General features: G+C 68.6%; 22 protein-coding genes. 15 read left to right on the top strand and 7 right to left on the bottom strand.

Features of this window, described 5'->3' with window-relative positions; all coding sequences use genetic code 11:
* The first annotated feature begins 44 nt into the window (after window positions 1-44).
* Together M8859_RS16005 and M8859_RS16010 are read left to right on the top strand one after the other, a co-directional pair.
* Complete coding sequence (locus M8859_RS16005; protein ID WP_159923592.1) at window positions 45-560, top strand: sigma-70 family RNA polymerase sigma factor; 516 nt, start codon at window positions 45-47, stop codon at window positions 558-560.
* Complete coding sequence (locus M8859_RS16010) at window positions 557-1,294, top strand: anti-sigma factor family protein (protein ID WP_159923305.1); 738 nt, start codon at window positions 557-559, stop codon at window positions 1,292-1,294. The genes M8859_RS16005 and M8859_RS16010 overlap by 4 nt, the downstream gene beginning before the upstream one ends.
* 76 nt (window positions 1,295-1,370) lie before the next feature.
* Here M8859_RS16010 and M8859_RS16015 read toward each other — a convergent pair whose 3' ends face one another.
* A complete protein-coding gene (locus tag M8859_RS16015) occupies window positions 1,371-1,901 on the bottom strand; it encodes an EXLDI protein (protein WP_159923307.1) in 531 nt (176 codons plus the stop codon).
* 138 nt (window positions 1,902-2,039) lie between these two features.
* Here M8859_RS16015 and M8859_RS16020 point away from each other — a divergent pair, with 138 nt between their 5' ends.
* The 5 genes from M8859_RS16020 to M8859_RS16040 all read left to right on the top strand — a co-directional run bounded on the left by M8859_RS16020 (window position 2,040) and on the right by M8859_RS16040 (window position 7,021).
* Window positions 2,040-3,728, top strand: coding sequence for a thiamine pyrophosphate-binding protein (locus M8859_RS16020; protein ID WP_159923309.1), 1,689 nt, complete (start codon window positions 2,040-2,042; stop codon window positions 3,726-3,728).
* A gap of 56 nt (window positions 3,729-3,784) precedes the next feature.
* Entirely contained in the window at window positions 3,785-4,444 is a 660-nt protein-coding gene (locus M8859_RS16025; protein ID WP_159923311.1) for an SRPBCC family protein, read from the top strand.
* A gap of 31 nt (window positions 4,445-4,475) precedes the next feature.
* Window positions 4,476-5,498, top strand: coding sequence for a 3-oxoacyl-ACP synthase III family protein (locus M8859_RS16030; protein WP_159923594.1), 1,023 nt, complete (start codon window positions 4,476-4,478; stop codon window positions 5,496-5,498).
* Window positions 5,495-6,529: an aminotransferase class I/II-fold pyridoxal phosphate-dependent enzyme gene (locus M8859_RS16035; protein ID WP_159923313.1), complete on the top strand. Its 1,035-nt coding sequence runs from the start codon at window positions 5,495-5,497 to the stop codon at window positions 6,527-6,529. Before M8859_RS16030 ends, M8859_RS16035 begins: the two co-directional genes overlap by 4 nt.
* A 102-nt stretch (window positions 6,530-6,631) precedes the next feature.
* Window positions 6,632-7,021, top strand: a complete 390-nt coding sequence (locus M8859_RS16040) for a cupin domain-containing protein (RefSeq protein ID WP_236565402.1) — start codon at window positions 6,632-6,634, stop codon at window positions 7,019-7,021.
* Window positions 7,022-7,063: 42 nt separating this feature from the next.
* Here the strand turns inward: M8859_RS16040 and M8859_RS16045 are convergent, their stop codons facing one another.
* The gene (locus M8859_RS16045) at window positions 7,064-7,471 is read right to left on the bottom strand and encodes an SdpI family protein (RefSeq protein ID WP_159923315.1); all 408 of its coding nucleotides are present in this window, start codon (window positions 7,469-7,471) and stop codon (window positions 7,064-7,066) included.
* Window positions 7,472-7,633: 162 nt separating this feature from the next.
* On the opposite strand from M8859_RS16045, the gene leuS reads away from it, so the two are divergent.
* Window positions 7,634-10,480, top strand: a complete 2,847-nt coding sequence (gene leuS / locus M8859_RS16050; RefSeq protein WP_249644469.1) for a leucine--tRNA ligase — start codon at window positions 7,634-7,636, stop codon at window positions 10,478-10,480.
* A gap of 213 nt (window positions 10,481-10,693) precedes the next feature.
* Here the strand turns inward: leuS and M8859_RS16055 are convergent, their stop codons facing one another.
* The gene (locus M8859_RS16055; protein ID WP_159923319.1) at window positions 10,694-11,383 is read right to left on the bottom strand and encodes an SDR family oxidoreductase; all 690 of its coding nucleotides are present in this window, start codon (window positions 11,381-11,383) and stop codon (window positions 10,694-10,696) included.
* Window positions 11,384-11,610: 227 nt separating this feature from the next.
* Between M8859_RS16055 and ggh the strand changes: the two genes are divergently transcribed.
* Both ggh and M8859_RS16065 read left to right on the top strand, forming a co-directional pair.
* Window positions 11,611-12,948 carry a glucosylglycerate hydrolase gene (gene ggh / locus M8859_RS16060; protein ID WP_249644470.1) on the top strand — a complete coding sequence of 446 codons (1,338 nt, stop codon included), beginning with the start codon at window positions 11,611-11,613 and terminating at the stop codon, window positions 12,946-12,948.
* 83 nt (window positions 12,949-13,031) lie between these two features.
* Complete coding sequence (locus M8859_RS16065; protein ID WP_159923323.1) at window positions 13,032-13,781, top strand: glycoside hydrolase family 25 protein; 750 nt, start codon at window positions 13,032-13,034, stop codon at window positions 13,779-13,781.
* Between the two features lie 77 nt (window positions 13,782-13,858).
* On the opposite strand, the gene M8859_RS16070 is transcribed toward M8859_RS16065, so the two are convergent.
* From M8859_RS16070 to M8859_RS16080, 3 genes are all read right to left on the bottom strand, one after another.
* Window positions 13,859-15,925 (bottom strand): PhoX family protein, encoded by a 2,067-nt coding sequence (locus M8859_RS16070; RefSeq protein ID WP_249644471.1) that lies wholly within the window; start codon window positions 15,923-15,925, stop codon window positions 13,859-13,861.
* Between the two features lie 233 nt (window positions 15,926-16,158).
* On the bottom strand, window positions 16,159-16,959 hold the full coding sequence (locus M8859_RS16075) for a hypothetical protein (protein WP_159923327.1): 801 nt from the start codon (window positions 16,957-16,959) through the stop codon (window positions 16,159-16,161).
* A 97-nt stretch (window positions 16,960-17,056) separates the two neighbouring features.
* Entirely contained in the window at window positions 17,057-17,587 is a 531-nt protein-coding gene (locus M8859_RS16080; RefSeq protein WP_159923329.1) for a lipoprotein LpqH, read from the bottom strand.
* Window positions 17,588-17,985: 398 nt separating this feature from the next.
* On the opposite strand from M8859_RS16080, the gene M8859_RS16085 reads away from it, so the two are divergent.
* Window positions 17,986-19,380, top strand: coding sequence for an MFS transporter (locus M8859_RS16085; RefSeq protein ID WP_249644472.1), 1,395 nt, complete (start codon window positions 17,986-17,988; stop codon window positions 19,378-19,380).
* A gap of 327 nt (window positions 19,381-19,707) precedes the next feature.
* On the opposite strand, the gene M8859_RS16090 is transcribed toward M8859_RS16085, so the two are convergent.
* A complete protein-coding gene (locus M8859_RS16090; protein WP_159923331.1) occupies window positions 19,708-20,211 on the bottom strand; it encodes a DUF8020 domain-containing protein in 504 nt (167 codons plus the stop codon).
* 240 nt (window positions 20,212-20,451) lie between these two features.
* Between M8859_RS16090 and M8859_RS16095 the strand changes: the two genes are divergently transcribed.
* From M8859_RS16095 to M8859_RS16110, 4 genes are read left to right on the top strand one after another with little or no spacing between them, the layout of a single operon-like run.
* Window positions 20,452-21,819, top strand: a complete 1,368-nt coding sequence (locus M8859_RS16095) for a hypothetical protein (protein ID WP_249644507.1) — start codon at window positions 20,452-20,454, stop codon at window positions 21,817-21,819.
* Window positions 21,819-22,841 carry a hypothetical protein gene (locus M8859_RS16100; protein ID WP_236565404.1) on the top strand — a complete coding sequence of 341 codons (1,023 nt, stop codon included), beginning with the start codon at window positions 21,819-21,821 and terminating at the stop codon, window positions 22,839-22,841. The genes M8859_RS16095 and M8859_RS16100 overlap by 1 nt, the downstream gene beginning before the upstream one ends.
* 1 nt (window position 22,842) lies before the next feature.
* Window positions 22,843-24,369 (top strand): tetratricopeptide repeat protein, encoded by a 1,527-nt coding sequence (locus M8859_RS16105; RefSeq protein WP_249644473.1) that lies wholly within the window; start codon window positions 22,843-22,845, stop codon window positions 24,367-24,369.
* The gene (locus M8859_RS16110; protein WP_249644474.1) at window positions 24,366-25,622 is read left to right on the top strand and encodes a CHAT domain-containing protein; all 1,257 of its coding nucleotides are present in this window, start codon (window positions 24,366-24,368) and stop codon (window positions 25,620-25,622) included. Before M8859_RS16105 ends, M8859_RS16110 begins: the two co-directional genes overlap by 4 nt.
* Window positions 25,623-25,796: the final 174 nt, after the last annotated feature.

Below are 25,796 nucleotides of genomic sequence, written 5' to 3' on the forward strand. Positions count from 1 at the left end.
TCCGAGCGGAGAGGTATCCAGTTGTGCGCAAGACACGCGGCGGGATGAGCCAGCCTGACGACCAGTCCGAATTGATGCGGACTCTCTATCGCGAACACGCCACCCCACTGTGGCGGTACACGCTCGGCTTGGTGCGAGATCCGGGACGGGCAGAGGACATCGTGCAGGAAACATTGCTGCGGGCCTGGCAACGCCCCAACGTCTTGGATCAGTCCACCATGTCGGCGCGGGCGTGGCTGTTCACCGTGGCGCGCAATCTCGCCGTGGATGAGCACCGCAGCGCCCGCAGCAGGCGCGAGTTCCGCACCGACAATCCGCCCGAACGGGCGGCTCCGGACCAGTCCGACCGCGCACTGGACGGCTGGCTGGTCGCCGACGCTCTCGGCAGGCTCAGCGCCGACCACCGCGAGGTGATCGTGCGGGCCTACTACCGGGGGCTGTCCACCCACCAGATCGCCGAGGAACTCGACGTCCCGGCGGGCACGGTGAAGTCACGGATGCACTACGGTATGCGCGCGTTGCGCCTGGCACTACAGGAGATGGGGGTGACGAATCAATGACGGACATCACCGACGACTACACCACGTGGGACGCCCCGTACGTGCTCGGCTCCCTCACCCGCGACGAGCGCCTGCGATACGAGAGCCATCTCGCCAGCTGCCCCGACTGCCGGGCGGCCGTGGGAGAACTCGCGGGCCTGCCGGGCATGCTCGCTCTCGTGGAGACCGAAGTCGCGACCGCGATGATCGAGTCGCGGGCGGGCGAGGTCCCGGATTCGGCTCCACCGCCGATGCCGCCGCTCCCGCCACCACCGCGGCTCGCCGACGCGGCCGAACGGAGGCGCCGCCGCAGCGGGTGGACCTCGGTCGGCATCGCGGTGGCCTCGGCCGCGGCGGCGGCGGCGATCGCGGTCCCCATCGCGGTCTCGGTGTCCGGGTCGGACGGCGCACCGGACCCGGGCACGAGTGAGCAGGCGTTCGTCGAACGTCAGATGAATCCGCTGGAGCCGACGCCGGTCTCGGCGAGCTTCAAACTCCTTCCGGCCGACGGCGACCGGACCCGCGTCGTGATGTCCTGCAGCTATCCGCCGGGCGAGCAGTTGCGCTACGACTGGAACCTCGCGCTGTACGTCACCCGCGCCGACGGGCAGCAGCAGCAACTCGACCAATGGCCCGCGGGCCCCGGCACCGAGCTGACCATCGACCGGACCATCGACGGCCCGCCCGACCAGGTCCGCTCGGTCGAGATCCGCGCGGCGAACTCCGGGAAGGTGCTGCTCGTCGGCACGGTCTGACCGGTTGAACGACCTCCGGGGCATTGTCCGCGGGGGTCGTCGGTCCGGCACCTGACGCTCGGGGCGCGCGCGGCGGCTAGATGTCCAAGTCCTCGATCTTCGGCCCCTCGGCCAGGTCCACCACCCGCCGATAGAGCATGTCGGGCAACTGCCCCTTCAACTCGTCGAGCGAATCCACGACGACGAAGATGAACTCACCCCAGTCCTGCTGCCCGAGACCGAGCAGGCGCCGCCAGCTTTTCGGGTCCTTCCAGTCCTTGAGCCAGCTCGTACCGGCGTCGGCGGGGTATTCGTCCCAATTCGAATACTGAGCGTGCATCACGTACTTGCCCTTGCGCGTGCGATAGACCCGGACATGCTCGATCCGCGTATCGTTGACATCGCGCCACTCTCCGAGCAGGGTGCCGGAGAAGCGCACCTGTCGGACACCATCGCGACCGACCCCGAGCACGACCTCGTCGTAGCCTTCCAGCCGGCCCTCCTCGAGTTCGATGAACCGGCGCAGTGCCGTGACCACCGCCCCCGAGAGGTTGCCGCCGACGAGTTCCTGCGCACGCTGGAAGAGCGGCAGGTCGTCATCGGCAACATAGATCGTCTTGTTGGGCATGCCCCAACTATACGTAGATGTATACGTACACGCAAGCACGGCAGTCTCGCCCGATGATCACCCGTTGAACCGTTCGGCGGCCGACTCCGTATCACTCATATACGCAGTCGAGTTTTCGTCAGCGGGGAAGGAGTGCCGATGCGGACTCGGGTCGTGGATTATCTGGTGCGAGCGGCTTCGACGCTGGGGGTGCGGCACATCTTCGGGGTGGACGGCGCCAATATCGAGGATCTGTACGACGCGATCTTCGACGCGCCGGGCGACGTGACGGGGGTGGTCGCCAAACACGAGTTCTCCGCGGCCACGATGGCCGACGGCTACGCCCGCACCACCGGCGGATTCGGCGTGGTCGCGGCGACCTCCGGCGGTGGCGCGATGAATCTGGTCGCCGGACTCGCCGAATCGTTCGCATCGCGAGTGCCCGTACTCGCGTTGGTCGGGCAGCCCCCGACCGCCTTGGAGGGCAGCGGCGCGTTCCAGGACACCAGCGGACGCGCGGGCGCCATCGACGCCGTCCGCCTCTTCGGTGCGGTCAGCACCTATTGCGCGCGGGTGGAGAACGCCGCCGACCTGCCCGATCAGCTCGACAGGGCGGTGACTGCGGCTCGGCGCGGCGGGCCGGCGGTACTGCTGCTGCCCAAAGACGTACAGCAAGCCGATATGGGCGAGGTGGAGCCATTCCGTCCCAGCCCTAGGACGCATCGGTCCGATCACGCGGGAATCGCCCGCGTGCGCGCCGCGCTCACCACTGCCCGGCACACCGGGAAGATCGTGATCGTCGCGGGCGATCAGGTCGCGCGCGACGACGCTCGCGCCGAGCTGGCTCGCCTGGCCGCCGCACTGGACGCCGCCGTGGGTGTCGCGCCGGACGCTAAGGACACCTATGACAACACCGATCCCGCTTTCTGCGGTGTCACGGGCAGCATGGGTCATCCCGAACTGGCCGCGGCCATCCGGTCCTCGGCGCTGTGCCTGCTGATCGGCACCCGATTGCCGGTCCCCACCCGCGCCGGCTTGGAGACTTCGCTCGCCGAGTGCACGGTGGCGAGCATCGGCGTGGCGCCGCCGTACCTGCCCGCCATCCACGCGACCAGTACCGATCTCTCCCGCACGCTCGCCGGCCTCGCCGACGAACTGGATGACGACAGCGCCGGATCCGAACGCGTCCGCGCGGCGCGACCGCCGACTGTCCTCCGCGTGCCGACCTCCTCCGGTCCCGGCCTGCGTTACCGGGATCTCGTCGAGACGATCGACGCCGCGTTGCCGGAAGGCACCGACGTCTTCGCCGACGCAGGCAATACCGGCGCGGCCGTCGTGCACCATCTCCAAGTCCCACGGGACGGACGGTTCGTGGTCGCGCTCGGCATGGGCGGGATGGGTTACGCGTTCGGCGCGGGCATCGGATCCGCGTTCGCGCGGCACGCGCGGACGGACGGCGTACGGCGCACGGTGGTCATCGCCGGGGACGGCGCGTTCTACATGCACGGCATGGAGCTGCACACCGCGATCGAGCATGCCCTGCCGGTCACCTTCGTCGTGCTGAACAACAACGCGCATGCGATGTGCGTGACCAGGGAGCAGCTGTACTACCGGGACCGCTACAGCTTCAACCGATTCCGTCCGGCCTATCTCGGGGCGGGCGTCGCCGCGATGTTCCCCGAACTGCCCGCGTTCTCGGTGCACACCGTCGGCGATCTCGCCGCCGCGCTACACCACTGCCTGGAGATCGAAGGGCCGTCGTTCCTTTCGATCGAATGCGACCCCGACGAGGTCCCTCCGTTCCTGCCGTTCCTGACCACCATCGAGCAATCCAGGAACCCCGGATGAACACCCGCTTCGCCGGCAACGGTGCCGCGCCCATGCCAGCCAAGAGGAGTATCACTATGACCACCAGTTCTGCCCCCGCCCTCGGTGACATTCCGGAAGGAGGGTTGCCGGGTGTGCTGCGCATCGAGAACTCCGACAAGGACGCGACCGAGCCGATCATCATCGACATGCTTCGGTCGGTGTATCCGCACGACCAGATCTACGGCGAATACTGTCCGGTGCAGGGATACATCGAGGCGCCGCCGCGAGAGGTCTACGAATACCTCGCCGACCCCCGGTCGATGGAGGAGTGGACCTACGGCCTGCGCGGGTTTGTCGAGACCGACGAACCAGGACTGTGGCTGGCCTACGACCGGCTCGGCGCGGAGACCAAGATCTACACCCGTACCGTCGCGAACCCCGACGCGATGACGGTCGACTACCACTGCGCGTGGGACCAGTCGAAACACCTGTGGATGATCTACCTGCTGCGCGTGATCGATGCGCAGGTGGTGTTCGACAGGCCGGGTTCGGTGGTGCTCTGGGTGAACTGCAAGCACCCCTTCTATGACAACAACCCCTTCCCCGAGACCGCGCCACCGGAGCGGCCGGAGTGGGTCGGCGACTTCTGGGAGATGTTCTCGGCGGGTCACCAGCTGGAGATGGACAACCTCAAGGCCATCTGCGAGTACCGGGCCGCGCACGGCCTGCCCGTCAAGCCCGACTGGATGAAGTGAGACGCCCGTGAACACCCCCATGCACCAGAACATGCCCGGCCTGCCGCCGGTCAGTCTCGTCGACGTGGCGAGCTACCTGCCCGGCGAGCCGGTCGGCACCGAGTACTTCACTCAGTTCGCGCGCTCGGACCGGATGGCGAAGAACGTCATGTTCCGCGCACCCAAAGGCCGCCATCACGCGGCGCGCGACGAGACCGCGGTGGACATGGTCGAACGCGCTGTCGCGCCGCTGATCGAACGCAACGGCGCCGACGCCATCGCCGAGGTCGACGTTCTGATCACCCACACCCAGCTGCCGGACAATCCGGTGCTCGGCTGCGGGCCCGAGGTCGCGCGACGGCTCGGTATCCGTCCCTCGTTCGTCTACGACGTGCACAACAGCGGGTGCGCGGCGTTCGTGCACATGATGGCGATGGCCCGGATGATCCTGCAGAGCACCTCCGCCCGCACCGCGCTGATCGCGGCGACCCAGAACTGCGCGGGATCGGTGTTCACCCAGACCGAGATCCGCAAGCTGGCCCAGGCGCCGGTACCCGGCGACGGCTGCGGTGTGGGACTGCTCCGCAAGGACGACAGCGCGCCGATTCTCGACATCGAATGCCGTACCTATCCCGAATTCGCCGGCGACATGGCGTTTTCCACCCATGGCGTGCGCAAGTACTGGGAGCCGGGCGAGGGCCAGGCCAGCGTCAGCTTCACCGAGTCCAAGGTCGCCAAGGTGTTCTCCCGCGGCAACCGGCTGGTTCCGGAAGTGGCTCTCGCGGTGTGCGATCGGATCGGCGTGCGGGGACGTGACGTCGACACGTTCGTCACCAACCAACCCAACCGGCTGTTCCTGCGCAACTGGCACGACGCGCTGGAGCTTCCGCCGCAGCGGCATCCCGACACCTTCGACTCCTGCGGGAATCTGTTCGCCGCCGGTATCCCGGTGACCCTGGACGTGGAGAACCGGGCGGGACGGCTACCCAACGGATCGCTGGTTTTGATGGCGGCGTTCGCGCACGCGGGCGACTTCGCGGGCGCGGCCGCCGTCCGCTGGGGAGCGGCGCGATGAGCGTGCACGTCATCGACGGCACCCGGCCCTCCACCCGCCGGACGACCCGGGTGCCGCCCCGATTCGACCTCTCCCTGAGCGAAAATCCGTTCCCACCGCTGCCTTCGGTGCTGCGGGCCGTGCACATGACGCTCGCTCAGGCCAACCGGTACCCGGAGTTCCTCCCGCGGCGGCTGCCGACGCTGATCGCGGGCCACGTGGGCGTGCGGGCGGAGCAGATCGTGGTCGGTTCGGGCGCGACCGGCGTGGCGCTGCAGATCATGCAGACGTTGACCACGCCGGGAGCGGAGATCGTCTACAGCTCGCCGACATTCGACGGGTACCCGATCATGGCCGAGATGACCGGCCTCACGGCCGTGCCGGTGCCGCTGGACCCGACAGGCAAGCAGGACCTGCGGGCGATGCGCCGCGCCATCAACCGGCGAACCGCCCTGGTAGTGGTGTGCCGTCCGCACAACCCCACCGGAACGGTGATTCCGGCGGACGAGCTGAAAGCATTCCTGTCCGACGTGCCGACCCGCGTTCCGGTGATCCTGGACGAGGCATACGTCGAATTCCTCGGCGCCGCAGAACACGCCGACCCGCTGGCGCTGATCGCGAAGCATCCCGATCTGCTGATTGTGCGCACCTTCTCGAAGGCGTATGGCTTGGCAGGTCTGCGCATCGGCTACGCCGTCGGCCGAGCCGAGCTGATCGCGCGCGTCAACCGGCTGCAACTTCCTTTCGGGGTGGGCGCGGCGGCGGTGGCCGCGGTCGCGGCTTCCTACGCCGCCGAACCAGAACTCGCCGCACGAACCCTTCGCATCACCGAGCAGCGAGACGCGCTCCGCGGCGCGCTACTGGCTCGCGGGTACGCGATACCGGAGAGCCACGCCAACTTCCTGTACGTCCCCGGCCCCGGCGCTACCACCGCCCTGCGCCGCGCGGGCATAGCCGCGAAGTCCTATCCCGACGGCAGTGCCCGGATCGCCGTCGGTGACCTCTCCGCCGACCATGCGGTCCTCCAAGCCCTCTCGACACGCACTCCTTGACCGGGGTTGGACGACAGTTCTTCACACTCCAGGCGCATATGCGCCAGACTCCCGTGCGCGCGCGTTCGCCGTTTGAGCAGCCAGGCATGAGGTGGTTCGATCGTGAAGGTGTGGCGCGAATTCGAGGCCAACGCGGCGCCTGCCCGAGGGACGGCGAGTCGTGTGCTGTTCCGGTTCGCCGTGGGGCGGTGGGCGTTCATCCTGCGTCAAACGGTCATCGAGCCCGGCGGCAGCAGCGGATGGCACTATCACGACGGGACACTGTTCGTGCTGGTCGCACGGGGGACCCTCGATCATCCGGGCGCGGATTGCGCGCCGGTCACCTACCGGCACCTGCGAGTCTTCCGTGAACCGAGTGGTCCGCGCTATCCACACGTGGCGCGCAACCTCGGGCCGGTGCCGGTACTGCTTTGCGTGCTCTACGTCACCCCGGTCGGCAGCCCGCTGTCACGCGGTGTCACGCCGCCGGAGTGCGCGCGAGACGCGGAGTGAACGCCCGCGCGCTCGAACCGGACCAGGCCCGGCCGATCAGCGTCAGCCCGCGGGCTGGCAGGCGTCGCGGAGTGAGCAGGCGCCACAAGAGTTACCGCATCCGCCGGTAGCGGGCGGCGGGGCGATGGCTTCGGCCGCCTGCGCGGCGGCATTCGCGCCCGCGCCGAGGGTGAACAGCGCTATCACGGCGGCTCCAGCCGCGACCACGAGTCCGGCGATCCCGCCCGCGACCAGCGCGACGAGGCCACCGGCGAACAGCAGCGCCCCCGCCCCGATCGAGGTGGGAGCGGCGACACGGTTGGCGACGCGGAACGTCTCGTCGGTGGACAACGCGGCCTCGGTGTGGACCCCGAAGAAACGATTGCGGGGCAACCGGCCGATCAGTCCGAGTGCGCCGGTTGTGACGGCCACGACAGCCGACACGAACAGGACGAGAGCGACGACGAACACCCATGCAGGCTAGCGCATCGGTGCCGACCGGCCACCGACAGGCGGCCCGTCGGCGAACCGGCCGGAAGTCCAGGCCAGCCCGATTTCCGGTCCAGCCGAGGGGACGTTCTACCCTGATAGACGAAGTTTGTCGGGGATCGGCGACCACAAGAAGGCAGGACCGTGCAAGACACACGCGTAACCGAAAGCGATGTACCAGAGCACCGGTACAACGCGGAGCTTGCCGGCCGCATCGAGCGCCGGTGGCAGCGGACGTGGGACGAACGCGGAACCTTCCACGCACCGAACCCGGTGGGCCCGCTGGCCGGCCCGACTCCCCCGGACAAGCTGTTCATCCAGGACATGTTCCCGTACCCGTCCGGCGCGGGCCTGCACGTCGGGCACCCGCTCGGCTACATCGCCACCGACGTCTTCGCGCGCTATCACCGCATGCACGGCCGCAACGTGCTGCACGCTCTCGGCTACGACGCCTTCGGCCTGCCCGCCGAGCAGTACGCGGTGCAGACCGGCGCGCACCCGCGCGACACCACCGAGTCGAACATCGCCACGATGCAGCGCCAGCTCGACCGGCTGGGGCTCGGGCACGACCGGCGCCGCTCGTTCGCGACCACCGATCCCGAGTACTACCGCTGGACCCAATGGATCTTCCTGCGCATCTACAACGCCTGGTACGACCAGGAAGCCGATCGCGCCCGCCCGATCACCGAGCTGGAGGCCCAATTCGCCTCCGGGGCGCGGCCGGTTCCGGACGGCCGGGACTGGGCAACGCTGAGCACGGCCGAGCGTGGCGCGTTGCTGGACTCGTATCGACTGGTGTACCAGACCGATTCGGTCGTCAATTGGTGTCCCGGTCTGGGCACCGTGCTGGCCAACGAAGAAGTCACCGCCGACGGCCGCAGCGAACGCGGCAACTTCCCGGTGTTCCGTAAGCGGCTGCGGCAGTGGATGATGCGCATCACCGCCTATTCCGATCGGCTGGTCGACGACCTGGACCGATTGGACTGGCCGGACAATGTGAAGGCCATGCAGCGCAACTGGATCGGGCGATCCCGCGGCGCGCAGGTGAAGTTCGACGCCGACGGCGAGCAGATCGAGGTCTTCACCACCCGGCCCGACACCCTCTTCGGCGCCACCTATGTCGTGCTCGCCCCGGAACACGCGCTGGTCGACAAGCTGACCGCGGCCGCGTGGCCGGAGAGCACCGACTCCCGCTGGACCAATCACGGCGCCGCCACACCGGCAGACGCGGTCGCGGCCTACCGCAAGTCGATCGCCGCCAAATCGGATCTGGAGCGTCAGGAGAACAAGGAGAAGACCGGCGTCTTCCTCGGCACCTACGCGACCAACCCGGCCAACGGCAAGGCGGTGCCGATCTTCATCGCCGACTACGTGCTCAGCGGCTACGGCACCGGCGCCATCATGGCCGTGCCCGGACACGACCACCGTGACTGGGAGTTCGCCTCCGCTCTCGGGCTGCCGATCGTCGAGGTGATCAGCGGCGGCGACCTGGACAGCGGGGCGCACGCCGGCGAAGGCACGCTGGTGAACTCGGACTACCTCGACGGGATGTCCGTCGAGGATGCCAAGGCGGCGATGATCGCCCGGCTGCAAACCGACGGGCACGGCACCGGCACCATCCAGTACAAGCTGCGCGATTGGCTGTTCGCCCGCCAGCGCTACTGGGGCGAGCCGTTCCCGATCGTGTACGACGAGCACGGCGCACCCCACGCGCTGCCGGAATCCATGCTGCCGGTGCGGCTTCCGGAGCTGGACGACTTCGCGCCGGTGACCTTCGATCCGGACGACGCGAACTCCGAACCGTCCCCGCCGCTGGCCAAGGCCACCGACTGGGTCGAAGTCGAGCTGGATCTGGGCGACGGGCCGAAGCGGTACCGCCGCGACACCAACGTCATGCCGCAGTGGGCGGGCAGCTCCTGGTACGAGATCCGCTACGCCGATCCGACGAACGCGGAGAAGTTCTGCGCGGAGGAGAACGAGGCCTACTGGCTGGGTCCGCGTCCCGCCGAACACGGCCCGAACGACCCGGGCGGCGTCGACCTGTACGTCGGCGGCGTCGAGCACGCGGTGCTGCACCTGCTGTACGCCCGGTTCTGGCAAAAAGTGCTGTTCGACCTGGGTGACGTCAGCGCGTCCGAGCCGTACCGGCGGCTGTTCAACCAGGGTTACATCCAGGCGCACGCCTACACCGACTCACGTGGCGCGTACGTGCCCGCCGCGGAGGTGGTGGAGCGCGAGGGCAAGTTCTTCTGGACCGACGCCACCGGAACCGAGATCGAGGTGTTCCAGGAGTACGGCAAGATCGGGAAGTCGCTGAAGAACGCCATCTCCCCGGACGAGATGTGCGATCTGTACGGCGCGGACACCTTCCGCTTCTACGAGATGGCGATGGGGCCGCTGGACACCTCGCGGCCGTGGGCCACCAAGGACGTCGTCGGCGCGCACCGGTTCCTGCAGCGGATATGGCGTCTGGTGGTGCAGGAGGAGACCGGCGCGCTGCGGGTCACCGACGCCGCGCCGGCCGAGGAGACGCTGCGCCTGCTGCACAAGACGATCGCGGGTGTGGACGAGGATCTCGCCGCACTGCGCGACAACACGGCCGGCGCCAAACTGATCGAGCTGACCAACCACCTGACCAAGAGCTACCCGGACGGCGCGCCCCGCTCGGTGGTGGAGCCGCTGGTGCTGATGTTGGCGCCGTTGGCCCCGCACATCGCCGAGGAACTGTGGGAACGCCTGGGGCACACCGAATCTCTGGCGCACGGCCCGTTCCCGGTCGCGGATCCCGCGCTGCTGGTGGAGGAATCGGTGGAGTACCCGATTCAGGTGAACGGCAAGGTGCGCAGCCGGGTCCGAGTGCCCGCGGATGCCGACAACGCGGCCATCGAGGCCGCCGCGCTGGCGGACGAGAAGATCGCCGCGCTGCTCAACGGTGCGGCGCCGCGCAAGCTGATCGTGGTGCCCGGGCGGCTGATCAATATCGTCGCCTGAGGCGTTCCGGTCACCGTGAGCGGCGTGCCCGCGGTGACCGGATCGGCAGCGTTCGTCCGCACGCGAACCCGCTTGTCCGCTCGAACCTCCGCAACGGGGAGCGGCGGAACCCGGACTCGCATCGGGCGTTCACAGGCCGCGACGGTGAGCCGACCTCGCACCGCCGCCCAGTTCGGCGCGCGCCCGTGGACGGAAGCCTGGTGGCGTCGGTTGTCAGTACGGCCGGAGTACGACCTCGGTGGGGTGCGCGTCGCGCGGGGTGTCGATGGCGCAACGCACCGCGTAAGCCACCGTCTCCGGTGTGAGGAACTCCTCGGCCCGGTACTCACGCCCCTCGCCCGCGATGATCTCCCGCTGCATGTCGGTGTCGATGCGCCCCGGATGGATCGAGGTCACCCGCAGTCGCGGCTCCTCGAGCCGCAACGCGTCACCGAAAGCGCGCAGCCCGAACTTGCTCGCCGCGTACGAGGCCCAGCCCGCGTTCGCGCGCAACCCCGCGCCGGAGTTGATCAGCACCACGTGGCCATCGCCCGCCCGCAGCGCGGGCAGCAGCAACCTGGTGAGCTCGGCGACCGCGATCAGATTGGCTTCCAACGTATTCCGCCACTGCTCGACGGTGGATTCCGCGATGGTGCCGAGGTCGGCGATGCCCGCGTTGTGCACCAGCACGTTCAGGTTGCGAATCGGCGCGACCGCATCGGCCAGGGCCTGGTAATCGGTCAACTCGACCGGCCAGCCCTGCGCACCGGGCAACTCCGCCAGGACGCCGCGCAGCGACTCCCCCGATCGCGCACCGAGCAGCAGGTCGTGCGTGGGTGCGAGTTCGCGGGCGATCGCGGCGCCGAGGCCGCGGCTGGCGCCGGTGATCAACGCGGTCGGTTTCGGGGTCGCGGCGGAAGTCATGGGCCCCACCGTAACCAGGTGCGTGAGTAAGGCGTAAAAACCGGTAGCACTGGACGAATGACTAGCGATGCGGGCTAAATCGACCGAGAATCTCGAGCAACCAATCAGGGACGGGGCATTCGAGAGTGAGAACCGCCGAACACGATCCGGCCACGGGCCGAGGGGATGGGGCCGAAACGGACACCGCTGAGCGGGCATATCTGCGGGTGACATCGCAGAATAGGGGGATGGCGCATCCGGGCTTCACCCCCACCCAGCTCGCGGCCCGTGCTGCCTACCTGCTGCGCGGCAACGACCTGGGCACGATGACCAGCGCGGCGCCACGGCTGTACCCGCACATGTGGAGCTGGGACGCGGCCTTCGTCGCGGTCGGGCTGGCGCCGCTGAGCGTGGAGCGGGCGGTGGTCGAGCTGGACACTCTGCTCTCGGCGCAGTGGAAGAACGGCATGATCCCGCACATCGTCTTCGCCAACGGCGTGGACGGTTACTTTCCCGGCCCGGCCCGGTGGGAATGCCGGAAGCTGGCGATCAACGCGCCGGGCGGCCCGGACACCTCGGGGATCACCCAGCCGCCGGTGCACGCCATCGCGGTACAGCGGATTCTCGACCACTCGCGCAGGCACGGCCGCAGTACCAGGGCGGTGGCCGAGGAGTTCCTCAACCGGCGCTGGCCGGACCTGGTGCGCTGGCACCGCTGGCTGGCGCACGCCCGCGATCCCAAGGAGACCGGCCGCATCACGCTGTATCACGGCTGGGAGTCCGGGATGGACAACTCGCCGCGCTGGGATCGCGCCTACGAGCACGTGGTCCCCGGCGACCTGCCGCCTTATCGCCGCGAGGACGTGCTGGTGGTCTCCGATCCGAGCCAGCGGCCCACCGATCGCGAGTACGACCGCTACCTGTGGCTGGTCGAGCAGATGCGTCGCGCCGGCTACGACGACTATCAGCTCGCCTCCACCATGAGCTTCGCGGTCGAGGACGTGTTCGTCACCGGGATCTTCGCGCTGGCCTGCGAAGTCCTGGCCAATATCGGTGAAGAGTACAAGCAGCCCCACGCCGACGTACGCGATCTCCACGCGTGGGCCGACCGGTTCCGCGCGGGCGTCGTCGCGACGGCCGACGCCCGCACGGGCGCTGCCCGTGACTTCGACGTGCGGTTACAGCGGTGGATCAACACCGAGACGCTCTCGATGTTCGCGCCGCTGCTGTGTGGCGGCCTGCCCCGCGACACCGAGCGCAGCTTGCTGCGATTGTTCGAAGGCCCGCGCTTCTGCGGGCACCCGGATCTGCGCTATGCGCTGCCGCCTTCGACTTCGCCGGTGTCCAAGGACTTCCGTTCCCGGGAGTACTGGCGCGGCCCGGTATGGCCGGTGATGAGCTGGCTGTTCTCCTGGGTCTTCGCCAGGCGCGGTTGGGCCGAGCGCTCGTTCATGCTGCGTGCCGAGGGCCTGCGCCAGGCCAGCGACGGCAGCTTCGCCGAGTACTACGAGCCGTTCACCGGCGAACCACTCGGCAGCATGCAGCAGTCGTGGACGGCGGCGTCGGTCCTGGATTGGCTCGGGTGACGGACTCCGGACAGTTCTGACACCCCGTCGACCACACGGGTCACACTGGTCACAGTTAGAGCAAAAAGCTATCGTCGTTCGGCATGGACACCTGGCGATCGACCCTCCGCGGCACGGCGCTGTCGCTGATCACGCTGTCCGGCATCCTCACCGCCACGCTGCCCGCGAACGCCGCGCCGACCGGACCGGACGTCTCCTCCTGGCAGCACACCGACGGACGCCTGATCGACTGGTTCGCGGTCAAGCGTTCCGGCCACGACTTCGCCATGGTCAAGGCCACCGAAGGGCTCGGCTACATCAATCCCTACTTCGTGCCCGACAGCCTGTTGATGCGCGCGGCGGGCATGGCGCGCGGCACCTACCACTACGCCCGGCCCAACCTGCCGCCGGAACCGCAGGCCGCGATGTACGCGGCGGTGGCGCTCGGGCAGAACGGGCCGCTCGACCTGCCGCCGGTGCTGGACCTGGAGGACTCCGGGGGACTCGGGCCGGCCGCCCTGATCGACTGGACCCGCCGCTATCTCAGCACCGTGCAAGCACTCACCGGCCGTGTCCCGATCGTCTACACCTATCCCAACTTCTGGCGCACCGCGATGGCCGACACCGCCGAGTTCGCCGGATATCCCCTGTGGATCGCCGACTATCGCGGCAACGACCGACCCGAAGTCCCCGGCGGCTGGAGCACCTGGACGTTCTGGCAGACCACCGACCGCGGCGCCATCCCCGGCATAGCGGGCCGCGTCGACCTCAACGTCTACAGCGGAGCCCAGGGCGATTTCGCCCGATACGCGAACATGGGAGGGAGTGGAGCCGCTACCCGCCCAGTCGAGTAGCGGCTCCACCCGTGGGGAGAGCCGCGGGTGGTGGTCGGGCCTGGTTACAGGAGGCCGGTGGCGCGGCGGCTGCGGTCTCAGGCCCCGATGCGGCCGCCCGCCTTCTTCCACACCGCCACGACCGAGGGGCGGGGCTGGGCTGTGCCGCCGTCGGGCCAGTGCGACAGGGGGTTGTCGGGCGTGGCGTCGTCGGCCTCGCCGGGGTGCTGCACGCACACGATCACTCGCGATTCGGTGACCACCGGGCCGCAGGTCTCCGCACCACGGGGGACAGTGAGGAACTGTTTGGTCTGGCCGCGGTTCGGCCCGTCGAGCACCACCGCGAACAAGCCGTCGTTCGACTTCAGCGCGTTGCCGTCGGTGGAGATCCACAGGTTGCCGTACGGGTCGAAGGCCAGGTTGTCCGGGCAGGAGATCGGGCTGACTGCGGACTTGTCGTATCCCGCGAAGTAGGTATCGGCGGCCGCCGGATCGCCGCAGACCAGCAGCAGCGACCAGGTGAACGCGGTACCGGTGTGGTCGTCGTCGATCTCCAGGATCTGGCCGTTCTTGTTGAGCTTGCGCGGGTTCGCCTCGTCCGGCCCCTGCTTGCCTTCCGCGCCGCGGTTGTCGTTGTTGGTCAGCGCCACGTACACCTTCCCGGTGTAGGGGTTGGCCTCGAAGTCCTCCGGGCGGTCCATCTTGGTCGCGCCCACCTTGTCGGCGGCCAGGCGGGTGAAGACCGCGACCTCTTCCGCGCTCATCCCCTCGACCAGCGACTTGCCCTTGCCGTCCGCGCCGGTTTCCAGCAGCGGGATCCACTGGCCGGTACCGGTGAAGCCCTTGTCCGACGGCTTCGCGCCGGTGCCGTCGATCTTGTCCGGATGGTCGCCGGTGAGCTTGGCGACGTACAGGGTGCCCGCGTCCAGGATGGTCAGGTTGTGCCGCATGCTGGCCGCGCCGGTGCCCGGCTGGATCTTGCGCGAGGACACGAACTTGTACATGTAGTCGAACTTCTCGTCGTCCCCGGTATAGGAGACGACGTCACCGTTCTTCGTGACGTAGATGTTGGCGCCCTCGTGCTTGAGCCGCCCCATCGCGGAGTGCTTGATCGGCGTCGAGTTCGGATCCCACGGGTCGACCTCGACCACGTAACCGAATCGGTTGGCCTCGTTGGGTTCCTGGGCCAGGTCGAAACGCTTGTCCGCACGCTCCCACAAGTTGGCGGTCTTGCCGGTGGGGAACCCGTAGCGCTTGATCCGCGCGGCGGCGACGGGGTCGGTCACCTTGTCGCCGTTGGCGAAGTAGCCGTTGAAGTTCTCCTCGCCGGAAAGCACGGTGCCCCAGGGCGTCATGCCACCGGAGCAGTTGGCGAACGTGCCCAGCACCTTGGTGCCGGTGGGGTCGGCCGAAGTCTTCACGAAGCCGCTGCCCGCGGCGGGACCGGTCAGCTTGAACTCGGTGGTCGCGGTGATCCTGCGGTTGTACCTGCCGAAGGCGGGGACCAGCTTGCCCGAGCCGGGTTCACCCTGGACCTCGACGACGGTCAAGCCATGGGCTGCCATGGTGACCGCGAGCTGCTCGTCGGTCGGCGCGTCCTTGTTGTAACCCCGGAACATATGCGGGCTGGTGGTGTACTCGTGATTGACCACGAGCAGGTATTTGTTGGCCTGGCCCTCGATCGGCAGCAGAGCGGCGAAATCGTTGTTGTAGCCGAACTGTTTCGCCTGCGCGGCGGCGGTCTGCTTGTCGAAGTCGAAGGCGGGCGCGTCCGGGAACAACGGATCGCCCCAGCGGATCACGACGGACTGCTCGTAGCCGTCCGGGATCACCACCGCGTCTTCGGTGTTAGGCGCGACGGCAGTGAAGTCGGTGCCGGTTCCGGGCGGGCCCGCAGGCTTTGTGGACACCGCGGCGGTCGGCTCGTCGTCGTCACCGCAGGCCGCCAGGACGCTGCCCGCACCGACCGCGAGCACGGCGGCCGCACCGCCCTTGATCAGCCCGCGCCGGTTCAGCGAGCTGACGATGTCACCGAAGTAGGCTCCCGCGGACGTGTTCGGCGCTTCGTGGAAGCACGCGTTCGCGCACTTGTACTCACAGGTGACCGCGGCGCGCGACGATTGTCCGTCGTGCTGAACGAATAGGGCGAGTGGCTGAAGACTCACGGTGACTCCTGGGTTGGGCCGACGGCCGCACGGTAAACCATCCGGACAATCCCGAATAGACGACAAAGTGAACAGCCGCCCAATTAGGTAACCCTCAGATTGCCGGGCCGCCAGAGCTGGGAACAACGAATGCCGCGCCGACTCGATGATCTCGAATCGACGCGGCATTCGTCTCTCCAGGCGGCTGCCTCGAGTTCGATCGGCCCGGCCGCGGAATTCATCCGGCTCGCCCATCAGGCGTTGACCGGAAGGGCAATGACGACCTCGCTCTCTTTCTCCGGCAGGTAGTGCGCCCGGAGCACGCGGCCCACCTGCACTTGGCCGACCCCGGCGGGTGCGAGGAACTTCGTCACCCGGGTGGCGAAGGTCGATCCGTCCGGCCGGGTGACCACCAAGCCGAGCTCGACCTCGGAGTGCCCCTCGCGGATCGTGCCGGTGACCGACAGCGACTGCACCACCGCCTGGGTGGCGATGCCGCGCTCGGCGATGTCGAGCTTGTGCCGGGTGGTCATGCCCTTGCGGATCAGGGACTCGTTGATCGCGTGCTGCGCGGCGGACGCGTCGCCGGACAGGTCGACCTCGACCTTGTCGGTCCGCCCGGGCAGGTAGCGCACCGGAAGCACCACCCCGGCGCGCAGCAGGGCCAGTTCGGTGAACGGCACGATCATCTTCGCGGAGGAGTGGAAGATCTTGCCGTCCGCGCCTTCGACGCTGAACTCGATGTGCACCTGCGGCTGGTCGTTGACGGTGACGCCGGTCTGCCGCACCGATCGGACCGTGCCGAGACCGGTGAGACCGGCACGGAACTCCGCGCTGTTGCGGCCGGTCAGTGCGATCATGATGCCTTCCCCGGTGAAGGCGAAGACCATGATGACCAGGGTGACCGCGAGAATCGGCAGCGCCATCTCGATGCCGAGCCAGCCCATCCCGGAGGGCTCGTATGCACTGGTGGGGACGTAGGTTACGGCGCGGTAGACGTAGAGGCCGATCGCCGCGGCGGCGATAGCGAGGGCGGCGAGACGGATCTTGTTCATGACATTTCCTTTTCGGTGCGAGATTCGGGGTTCGCCGCGCCCCGTCATCCCGGTAGCTGACCGGGATGACGGGGGCGGATCGGGGGACATGCGGTGATCAGGCGCCGACGATGGACGAGCAGGCGAAGGTGATGTCGAACTTCGACGTCTTCGGCCCCGCCAGCGGGTTGGTCAGGTCGGGGGCGCCCACGCCCTCGCCGGTGATCTTGTAGGTGTTGCCGTCCTTCACGACCGCGGCGGAGCCGCCCGGCATGCCGTTGCCGAAGCCGACCGCGTAGGGCAGGCCGTTGTCGCCGCCCTTGCTGCCCGCGATCCCGACCGCCTGCACGGTGTCGGCGTCGGTGATGGTCGCGCTCACCGAGAGGTTGCCGTAGGCGGGGTTCTCGGCGTCGGTCAGCGCCAGCGCCAGGGTGCCGCCCTGCTTGGCGCAGGTGGTGGTGAACTTCGCGTCGAAGGCCTTGCCGTCGACCGAGGCGACCGACTTCCCCGCCGGGGCGGCCGGCTGCGCCGAAGAGGGCGCGGGCGCGGCCGGGGAGCTGCCCTTGCTGTCACCGCATCCGGTGAGCACCGCGACGGCGGCGGTGGCGGCGAAAGCGGCTGCGGCGAAGCGGAGCGAAGTGGCGTTCATGATGCGTCCTTGTCGTCGGTGGGGCGGCGCCCCTGGTTCTTTTTCCCGGCCCTTCGTGTTGGGCCGATGAGAGAAAGGTAGGAACGATTCGCGCTCTACCGATCCCAGGTTTCCGGCATTTACGCAGGTAGATGACTTGCGGCTGCACCTGACACAACCTGGACCCCGCGTCCCGAACGCGGCGACACCTGCCGCTCGCGGGGCCGGGTCAGAACGCAGAAGGACCGGCCGCTCGGACCGGCCCTCTGGGTTCACTCGACAGACACACCGAGGACGGCCCGGCTCAAATGTGATGCAAATCACGTCCGATTTGTCCGATTACCGGTGCTCGCGGGTCAGTGATGATGCCTCACGTATTCGATCCACGAAACGGAGGACATGTGACGACGGAGCGAGAAGTGACGTCCTGGAGAGAATTCCGAGACCACCTCGGCGTGGCGATCGTGCTGGCGGGCGGAGTGCTCGTCGGTGCGATCAACATCTATCTGGTAGGGAGCTTGTTGCCGAGCGCGGTCGCCGACATCGGCGGCGACAGGCTGTACGCGTGGAGTACGACGATCTTCTCGGTCGCGCAGGTGGCCGGCACACTGGCGGTGAGCCGGATGCTGTCTCTTCGCGGCACGGTCGGCTCGTATCTGATCGGATTCGGGGTCTTCGCGGCGGGTTCGGTGGTGTGTGCGGTGAGTCCTGTCATGGCGGTGTTCCTGATCGGCCGCGGGGTCCAGGGGCTGGGCGCGGGACTGCTCACCGGATTGGGTTTCGCGGCAGTGTATGTCGCACTGCCACAGTCGCTGTGGGTACGCGGGACCGCATTGATCTCGGCCATGTTCGGCGTCGGCACCATCGTCGGCCCGGCTATGGGGGGATTGTTCGCCCAGGTCGGTTTGTGGCGAGCCGCGTTCGTCGTCCTCGCCGTTGTGGGTGTGGCGGCAGCAGGTTCCGCGCCACGGGTCCTGCCCAAGAGTGACGACCGCCAGACCCCAGCACCGGTTCCGATCGGATCGCTGGCGCTGGTGGTCGGTGCCGCCACGGCGGTGAGCGTGGCCGGTGTTGTCTCAGGTGTCGCGGTGATGACGCTCGCGCTCGCGGTGGCCGTCGCTTCCGTGCTCGTGTTCCTGGCATGGGAAAGGCGTGCGGGGCAACGGATTCTCCCGGTCGCGACGTACCGCTCGGGCAGTCCGTTGCGGTGGGTGTATCTGACGATCGTCGTGCTGTCGGCCGGTGTGGGTGTGGAGATGTTCCTGCCCTTGTTCGGGCAACGCCTGGCCGGCTTGCCTCCGGTCGTGGCCGGATTCTTCGGTGCCGCCTTGTCTCTGGCCTGGCCGGTGAGTCAGATGCTCGTCGCATCGGTGCAGCAGGAAGCCACGATCCGGCGACTTCGAGTTGCCGGTCCGCTGCTGCTGGCGACCGGATTCCTGGGCCTGGCGTTGCTACAACGCAGCCATGTCTCCCTGCCGATGATTCTGGCCTGGTTGCCGCTGCTTTTCCTGGCCGGGGCCGGCATCGGCATTGCCTGGCCACACTTGTCGGTGGCCGCGATGACCAGCGCTCCGGACCCAGAAGAAGGCCAGAAGGCCGCGGCAGCGATTGCAACGATCCTGACCATGTCGACAGCCTTCGGAGCCGCCGTCGCCGGTCTGCTGGTCAACCTCGGTGGATCCTCGCTGGTCGACTCGGCCCGCTACCTACTGGTGGGATTCACCGCCATCGCCGCACTCGGCATCCTGACAGCTCTTCGCGTGAACCACACGACACATATACCGGACCCCCGCAAAGACACCACTGCGGTATAGCGCCAGCACGAAACTGTACTTAAGATTCAGCGCATCGGTTGGTTTCTTGCCCTGCCGACGTGCATAACTCGTTCGGCAGCGAGCGATTTTGTTACCCCGGATAACGTGCTGTTATCCGGGGTAATCCCGCCTGCGGCGATCCCGCCGCGGCCCGGGCGGTGAAGAACTCATCCCGTGCACCCTGTTCGGCTATCATCGCTGCCCGCAGGAGCGCGGGTCGCGACCGCTCGACACGACTCGCGAATAGGTGATCCGCCAAAATCACCCCTGACATACACTTTCACGCGCTCTGGCGATGTGCGGGGTTCGCTGGAAGACCAGCGTATTTCACCTGCCCTGGTTGGTGACGAACGCCTGGACGGCATCGAGGAACTCCGGGCCGCCCGCGGCGTATCCGCCGACGGTTCCACCGATCAGCACACCCACGGGGATGCTGACGCCCCATATCAGGGGCAGGCACGCCCCGAGGAGGCCGCCCACGATGGCACCTCCGACGACGCCGGGCATGTTCTTGTTGATCTGCTCCTTCAGCCGGTCGTAGGAGCTGATGTCTTCCAGCTGCGCGATATCGTCTGCCGTCGGGGTCGAGGTCAGGGTGCCGCCGTCCGCATCGATGTGCTGCGCAATCGCGAGTGAACTCCCGTCGACGGCATCCCCTTGCGGCACTGCGGCCACCGCCGCTCCGTCGCCGGACTCGAGCACCACCACACCGTTCTCGGTCACCGCAGTCGGCTGCGTCGTTACGCTCGGCTCCGCATGGGCGCTTGCCGCAGTGATACCCACGGCCGCGATGGCCATGAAAGCGGCAGCAGTGATTCTCTCGAACTTCATTCTTCGAATCCCTCCACTCAGCTGCCCCTGATGGGCGGACCGATTCAGACCTTAGGCGTCGAATCCGATGGTGTGTGGTACGCCACACACGGTTCGGAGTCACTGCATTCCTGTGACCGGCTGGAGCAGTACTCCGCGCATGCAGTGCGACAGCGCCGAAGAATCCGCCATGAGCGGGCCGTGAACCCGCCGGGACCGAGTCGCGGCAAATACACTGCACGCATGCGACGACCGCGCGCCATGGTGCTCGATGAGGTGTGGCGCAAGCTCGGCGGTGTCGAACCGCTCAGCGGCCCGCACGGTGGTCCGCTGCGCCGGACCGTGAAGCTTCTGCTCGACCCGCTGGTGATCCGTCCCGTGCAGAATCCACTGTGCGCGGGGCCGATCCTGACCGCCGACGGCGCGGTGTTGCTGGAGGCGCGCATCCAGGCGGCGGCCGATGTGTTGCGGGCGACGGCGGCCTGGTTCACCGTGCTCAAGCAGGTGCGGCGCACGCTGCGGATCACCGAGGGGCATCCGCAGGATCTGTATTTCCAGCGTTGTTTCGAGTTGGCGACCACCATGGGAATGCCGGATCCGGCGCGGGCACGCGCGGTCGCGGAGGACGCGTTGCGCGAGATCCACGAGTACACCGCGGGACGCACCACGCAGGCGCTGAAGGAGTACCTGACCGACCGCGCACGGGAGCGCGAGTTGGCCGGGTTACTCGAGCTGGCCTGGCGGCGGCGCCCACCGACCGTGCCGCAGGGCGCCGACCACGCCGCCGAGGTGGACGCCCTGCTGGAGGCCTGCGCGACGGCACGCCTGGGCCGGGACGCCGCCGACGGACAGCCCGCACTGGACCGGCTGGTGGCCGACCATGCCGGTACACACACCGGAATCCGGCTGTGGCAGGACACCTCCGGCCATTCGGCTCAGGAACTGGGTCTGACCGCGCATCCGGTGCCGCTGCGCCCGGCGATCGGCTCCTCGGCCTCCAAATCGACCCTCGGGCTCCCCTTCGATCGCACCGTGTACGAGCGCGTGTTCACCGTGCTGCAAGCCTCCACCGACCGCGCGGAGCTGCCGCCGATCCCCGAGCTGGTCGACGCCGAGATCGCCCGGAGCTGTGCACCGTGGGCGCTGCTGGACGAGTCGCTGCGCGTGGCCGCGACGGCGGGAACCGCGCTGGCGACCGGCTTGGCGCCCATCGATCACCACCGCGAGCCGACGAGCCGACCGCGGCTGCGTCCGGCCGAAACGGAATCGGGCGCGGCACGATCCACGGCGCACCAGGCGGTCAACAGCCGCTGGCAGCGGGAGGCGTACGTCCTACAGGCCCGGCGACTGGTGGTGTGCGCCGACGCCGCCGAGCCGCCGACGGGTCCGCTGGCCGCCATCGCCGCCGAGCTGATCACGCCGTGGCGGCCATATCTGCGCCGGTTGTGGGTTCGCCTGCACGGCAGGGATGTCCGGGAATTCGCGATCTACGATCCGGACGAGCTGTGGGATCTGCTCGACGGCGTGGCGCGGTCGGTCATCCTGGACCATCGCACGCGAGTCAAGCGGGCGCTGAGCGTCCGGGTGAACGCGGGTGAGCCGGACGCGGCGGAATCGAAGGCGAGCTGATGAGCACCACCGTACGCATCCGCCGTCGAAACGACATGTGGATCATCGCGCCGGACGACGCTCCTACCGTCGTGGACGACACGGCCGGGATGGACGTACTCGTCCTCGAAGTGGCGGGCGGGCATTTGACCTGGAGCCTGCTCGCCGGGCAGCCGACCCCGGCGGCGGTGATCGATGATCTCGTCCTCGCACAGGAGTGGATCTGGGCGGTGTACGGCCCGGAGGTGTCCCTCGCACTCGACGAAACACCGGGCGATGAAGGGGAATACCCGGCCGAACCCGCGCTGCCGGACATCACCGCGCGCGCTTGGCGGCTCGGCTACGCCCGTTGGGCGGCGCGCTGGTGGCCCGCATCGACATTGGACGGCATCGCCCCGCTGGACGAGCGCCTGCTGGAAGACGAGATCGCCGCCTTGAGCGAGGAATGCGACTTGATCGTCGACGGGGCCGACGCCGTGGCCGAGGAGCGCACATTCGTCGAGACGCTCGGGCGCGCGGAGGACTACGCGCTGGCCGCCGGACCGGCCACGGCCGTCGCGCCCGGCGCGCTGGTCGTGGCCAGAGGCACCGCGGGGTGGGACTGGAATCGCTGCCCGCCAGGTCTGCTCGACGCCTCGGAACGCGCCGTGTCCTGGGAAGTGGTGCGCGAGGCCGGTGCGACGATCGTGCGGGTGAGCGCGGTCGCCGCACCGTTCTCGGTCGCGGACGTCCCCGCGCACCTGCACCCCCGGGCCGGAATCCGCACCGCGGCCGACGCCGTCGACGTGCCATTGCTCCGCGATGGCGATCTCTGGCAGGCCGAGACCGCGGCTCCGGCCGGTGCGGAAGCGGGCGTCACCGTACGCGTCTACGTGCCGGGCGTCGGCGTGGACGAGCCGGAGCCGGATGCCGCGTCCCGCCGGGCACGGATTCGCGAGCTGGTCACGGCGCGGCTGCGCCGGACGGCCGACGCACCCGGCAACCCCGTCGACACGCTTCTGCTGGCGGAAATCGCCGCAGCAGCATCGGATTCGGATTTCTGACATGGCCGACGAGACCCCCGACGACGGCCGCGAACTGCTCGCCGCGGGCGCGGCCGCCTACACCCGCGGGGACACGGCCGAGGCCCAACGCCTGTTCGAGGACGCCGCCGAGCGAACCACCGGCGACATCCGGCTCGGCGCGATCATCAACGCCGCGAGCATGGCCGACGAACTCGGCGACCACGCCGCCTCGCTCGCCCTCTACCGCACGGCGCTGGCCGAAATGCCGGAGCACGCACCGCGATTGCGGCCCAACGCCCTGGTCAACATGTCCCAGGCGCTACAACACCTCGGTGAACTCCACCAAGCGCAGGCGGCGCTGGAGCAGGCGCGGGCCTTGCTCGCCGATAACACCGACGCCGACCTGGGCGTGCTGCGCGTTGCTTGTTCGCTCTCCCTGACCGCCGTCGCGTTGCACCGGCAGAACTGGGCCTACGCCGCCGAACTGGCCACCGAATCGCTGGAGGCGGCGCGTCGTTTCGCGCCGCAACTGGCCGGCCATCCGCTGATGAATCTCGCGGCCACCTACTTCGAAACCGGACGCCACGACTTGGCCGTTGATTTCGCGCGGCAGGCGCTTGCCGCGTTCGAGTCGGCGGGCGATCGCAACGCGGTCGCCGAGACCGAACAGAATCTCGCCACCATGCTCGTGCGCCTCGAGCGGTACGACGAGGCACAGGCCCCGCTGCGATCCAGTCAGCGATATTTCGAACAGGCGGGGCTCGCGCACCGAGCCGGAATCGGTCTCAAGACCATCGGATTTCTGGCTGAGGGCCGCGGCGAACTGACGGATGCGCGGGATCTCTACGCGCGGAGCCTGGCGTATTTCATCGAGTCGGGCGCCGTGCTCGACGCGGCCGATCTGCGCATCCGTTCGGCCACCGCGGCTTTCAAGACGGGCCGAGTAGGCGAATGCGAGCAACTGCTGGCGGAAGCGTTCGCGATCTACGCCGAGCGCGGCCTCGGACTGCACTGCGCCCAGCTCGATTTCTGGCACGCGACGCTGCTGGAAGGCGCGATCGAAGCGGCCGAAGCGCCGACGGCACAGCTGCTCACGCAAGCGGTCGGCATCGCCGTTCCGGCCGCGCTGGCCATCGACGCCGTGCGCTACACGCTGCCGAACGGCACGCAGCGCGAACAGTGGAAACGCCGGATCGCCGACCCGGCGATGCGGTTGGCCTTCCGCTTCGCCTATCTGTCCGGCAACGGGCTCCTTGTCGCCGATCTGATCGAGACACAGAGTGCTGGAACGGCTTTAGCGCTCGATCGGGCCGAGCGGGTGACCCCTGCGCGGCTACCGCTCGAATTGCCGGACCCGCCCGAGGACTTCACCGATCATCCCGGCAGCGCCGCACTCCAACTGGGCGCCGCCCTGGCCGAGGTCGCCGCCGAGGTGGGCCTGCCGGTCGCGCCGCCGCCGCGCCTGGCACTGGCCGCGGAGGGACGGATCGCACTCGAACCGTTCATCGCCGCCGCCGAACAGCGTTACGGCCGGGTGATCCGCGACGATCGGGTGCTGACGGTATGACGCGACCGACCGTGCACATCCGCATGGCGGACGCGGGCGACGTCTACGTGTCGTGGCGGTGGACCCATGACAGCGCGCCCCGCGGCGTGGGCGTGCTGCCGGAGGAGGCGGTCGTGCGGGCGGTCGGACTGCTCGCCGACGCGCTTCCACGACCCGCCGAGTCCGGTGGTCTCGAGCAGGCTCTCGCCTCCGGCGCATTCGCCGACTACGAGCGTGAGTACTCGATGGCACAGGCGCTTTCCCGCGCGCTGCTGCCCTACGGCCTGGCCGCGCAGCTCTACGAACTGTGGCAGCGCGGCGTGCGCCCGCACATCCGGTTGCAACCGGCACCGCGTCTTGCCCAGGTGCCGTGGGAACTCATCGCGCCGGACCGCGACGTCCGGCTGATCGACATCGCCGACGTCAGCTTGCTCGCTCCGGCGAGTGTCGTGCAGGCGCCGGGACGGATCGCGCGCACATGGGCCGAGACCGCCGCGAGCCCGGTCGTCGCGGTGCTGGATCCGCGAGTTCCCGGCTTCCGCGCCGATTCCACGCTCGGCTCGGTACTCGGCCGGATGACCGCCGAGGCGCCACTCGCGCAACGGATGGCCGGTTACGCCGCGAACGATCGACTGCGGCCCGCGGTGCGAAGCCCGGTGGACGCCTTCCGGCGCACCGATGTCGACCGCGTCTGGCTCGGCGCCGCCCTGCGCGCCGGCGCGAGTCGCTTGATCTACGTCGGGCATGTCACCGCCGCCACGCCCGAATCCGGCCGTAGCGAGGACGCCGAATTGCACCTCGCCTGCACCGCCGACGCCATCGGCTTCGCCGAGCCATCCCGCACGCACCGCCCGCTCTCGGCCAAGGACCTGCTGCTCGGCACGTACACCCTCGACACCGATCCCGTGGCAGGAGCACAACTGTGGCCGATGCCGAGCCGGGTCGCGCTGATCGCCTGCGAGAGCGGCGGCGACCTGCGCTTCAGCGAGGCGCTGGGCCTGACTGCCGCGATGATCACCGGCGGCGCGGAACTGGTCACGGCCAGCAGATGGGCACTGCCTACCGATTTCGCCTTCCAGCGCATCGCGGGCGCACCGCCGCAAGCGCAGCCGCTCCAGGAGGCGGTCTGCGCCATCGACGGATCGCACGAACAACCCGACCCGGTCACCGCGCTCGCCCAGTGGCAGCGCGGACGGCTTGCGGCGTGGCGTGACACCGGCGAAATCGAATACTCCCCCGTGCTCTGGGCGGCATTCGCCACCGTGTGCGCCTGACCCGGGCAAACCGCGCCCCACCGCTTCCATATACCTCTCTACGTGCGGCGATGCCGTGAAAGCCGATCGAAATCGGGTAACGCTACTACTGCGCAAACCGACACTCAGCATCGAACGTGTGGATAAGCTCGAACGCCGTCGCCCATCACGAGTTCTGATCAGGAGAAGTAGCTA

The sequence above is a fragment of the Nocardia sputi genome (assembly GCF_023501985.1).

What these genes read in the sequence shown, in the direction of transcription:
- M8859_RS16005 (WP_159923592.1), top strand. Translation starts at nt 45, where the DNA reads ATGAGCCAGCCTGACGACCAGTCCGAATTGATGCGGACTCTCTATCGC.
- M8859_RS16010 (WP_159923305.1), top strand. Translation starts at nt 557, where the DNA reads ATGACGGACATCACCGACGACTACACCACGTGGGACGCCCCGTACGTG.
- M8859_RS16015 (WP_159923307.1), bottom strand. Translation starts at nt 1,901, where the DNA reads ATGCCCAACAAGACGATCTATGTTGCCGATGACGACCTGCCGCTCTTC.
- M8859_RS16020 (WP_159923309.1), top strand. Translation starts at nt 2,040, where the DNA reads ATGCGGACTCGGGTCGTGGATTATCTGGTGCGAGCGGCTTCGACGCTG.
- M8859_RS16025 (WP_159923311.1), top strand. Translation starts at nt 3,785, where the DNA reads ATGACCACCAGTTCTGCCCCCGCCCTCGGTGACATTCCGGAAGGAGGG.
- M8859_RS16030 (WP_159923594.1), top strand. Translation starts at nt 4,476, where the DNA reads ATGCCCGGCCTGCCGCCGGTCAGTCTCGTCGACGTGGCGAGCTACCTG.
- M8859_RS16035 (WP_159923313.1), top strand. Translation starts at nt 5,495, where the DNA reads ATGAGCGTGCACGTCATCGACGGCACCCGGCCCTCCACCCGCCGGACG.
- M8859_RS16055 (WP_159923319.1), bottom strand. Translation starts at nt 11,383, where the DNA reads ATGACTTCCGCCGCGACCCCGAAACCGACCGCGTTGATCACCGGCGCC.
- ggh (WP_249644470.1), top strand. Translation starts at nt 11,611, where the DNA reads ATGGCGCATCCGGGCTTCACCCCCACCCAGCTCGCGGCCCGTGCTGCC.
- M8859_RS16065 (WP_159923323.1), top strand. Translation starts at nt 13,032, where the DNA reads ATGGACACCTGGCGATCGACCCTCCGCGGCACGGCGCTGTCGCTGATC.
- M8859_RS16075 (WP_159923327.1), bottom strand. Translation starts at nt 16,959, where the DNA reads ATGAACAAGATCCGTCTCGCCGCCCTCGCTATCGCCGCCGCGGCGATC.
- M8859_RS16080 (WP_159923329.1), bottom strand. Translation starts at nt 17,587, where the DNA reads ATGAACGCCACTTCGCTCCGCTTCGCCGCAGCCGCTTTCGCCGCCACC.
- M8859_RS16090 (WP_159923331.1), bottom strand. Translation starts at nt 20,211, where the DNA reads ATGAAGTTCGAGAGAATCACTGCTGCCGCTTTCATGGCCATCGCGGCC.
- M8859_RS16095 (WP_249644507.1), top strand. Translation starts at nt 20,452, where the DNA reads ATGGTGCTCGATGAGGTGTGGCGCAAGCTCGGCGGTGTCGAACCGCTC.
- M8859_RS16100 (WP_236565404.1), top strand. Translation starts at nt 21,819, where the DNA reads ATGAGCACCACCGTACGCATCCGCCGTCGAAACGACATGTGGATCATC.
- M8859_RS16105 (WP_249644473.1), top strand. Translation starts at nt 22,843, where the DNA reads ATGGCCGACGAGACCCCCGACGACGGCCGCGAACTGCTCGCCGCGGGC.
- M8859_RS16110 (WP_249644474.1), top strand. Translation starts at nt 24,366, where the DNA reads ATGACGCGACCGACCGTGCACATCCGCATGGCGGACGCGGGCGACGTC.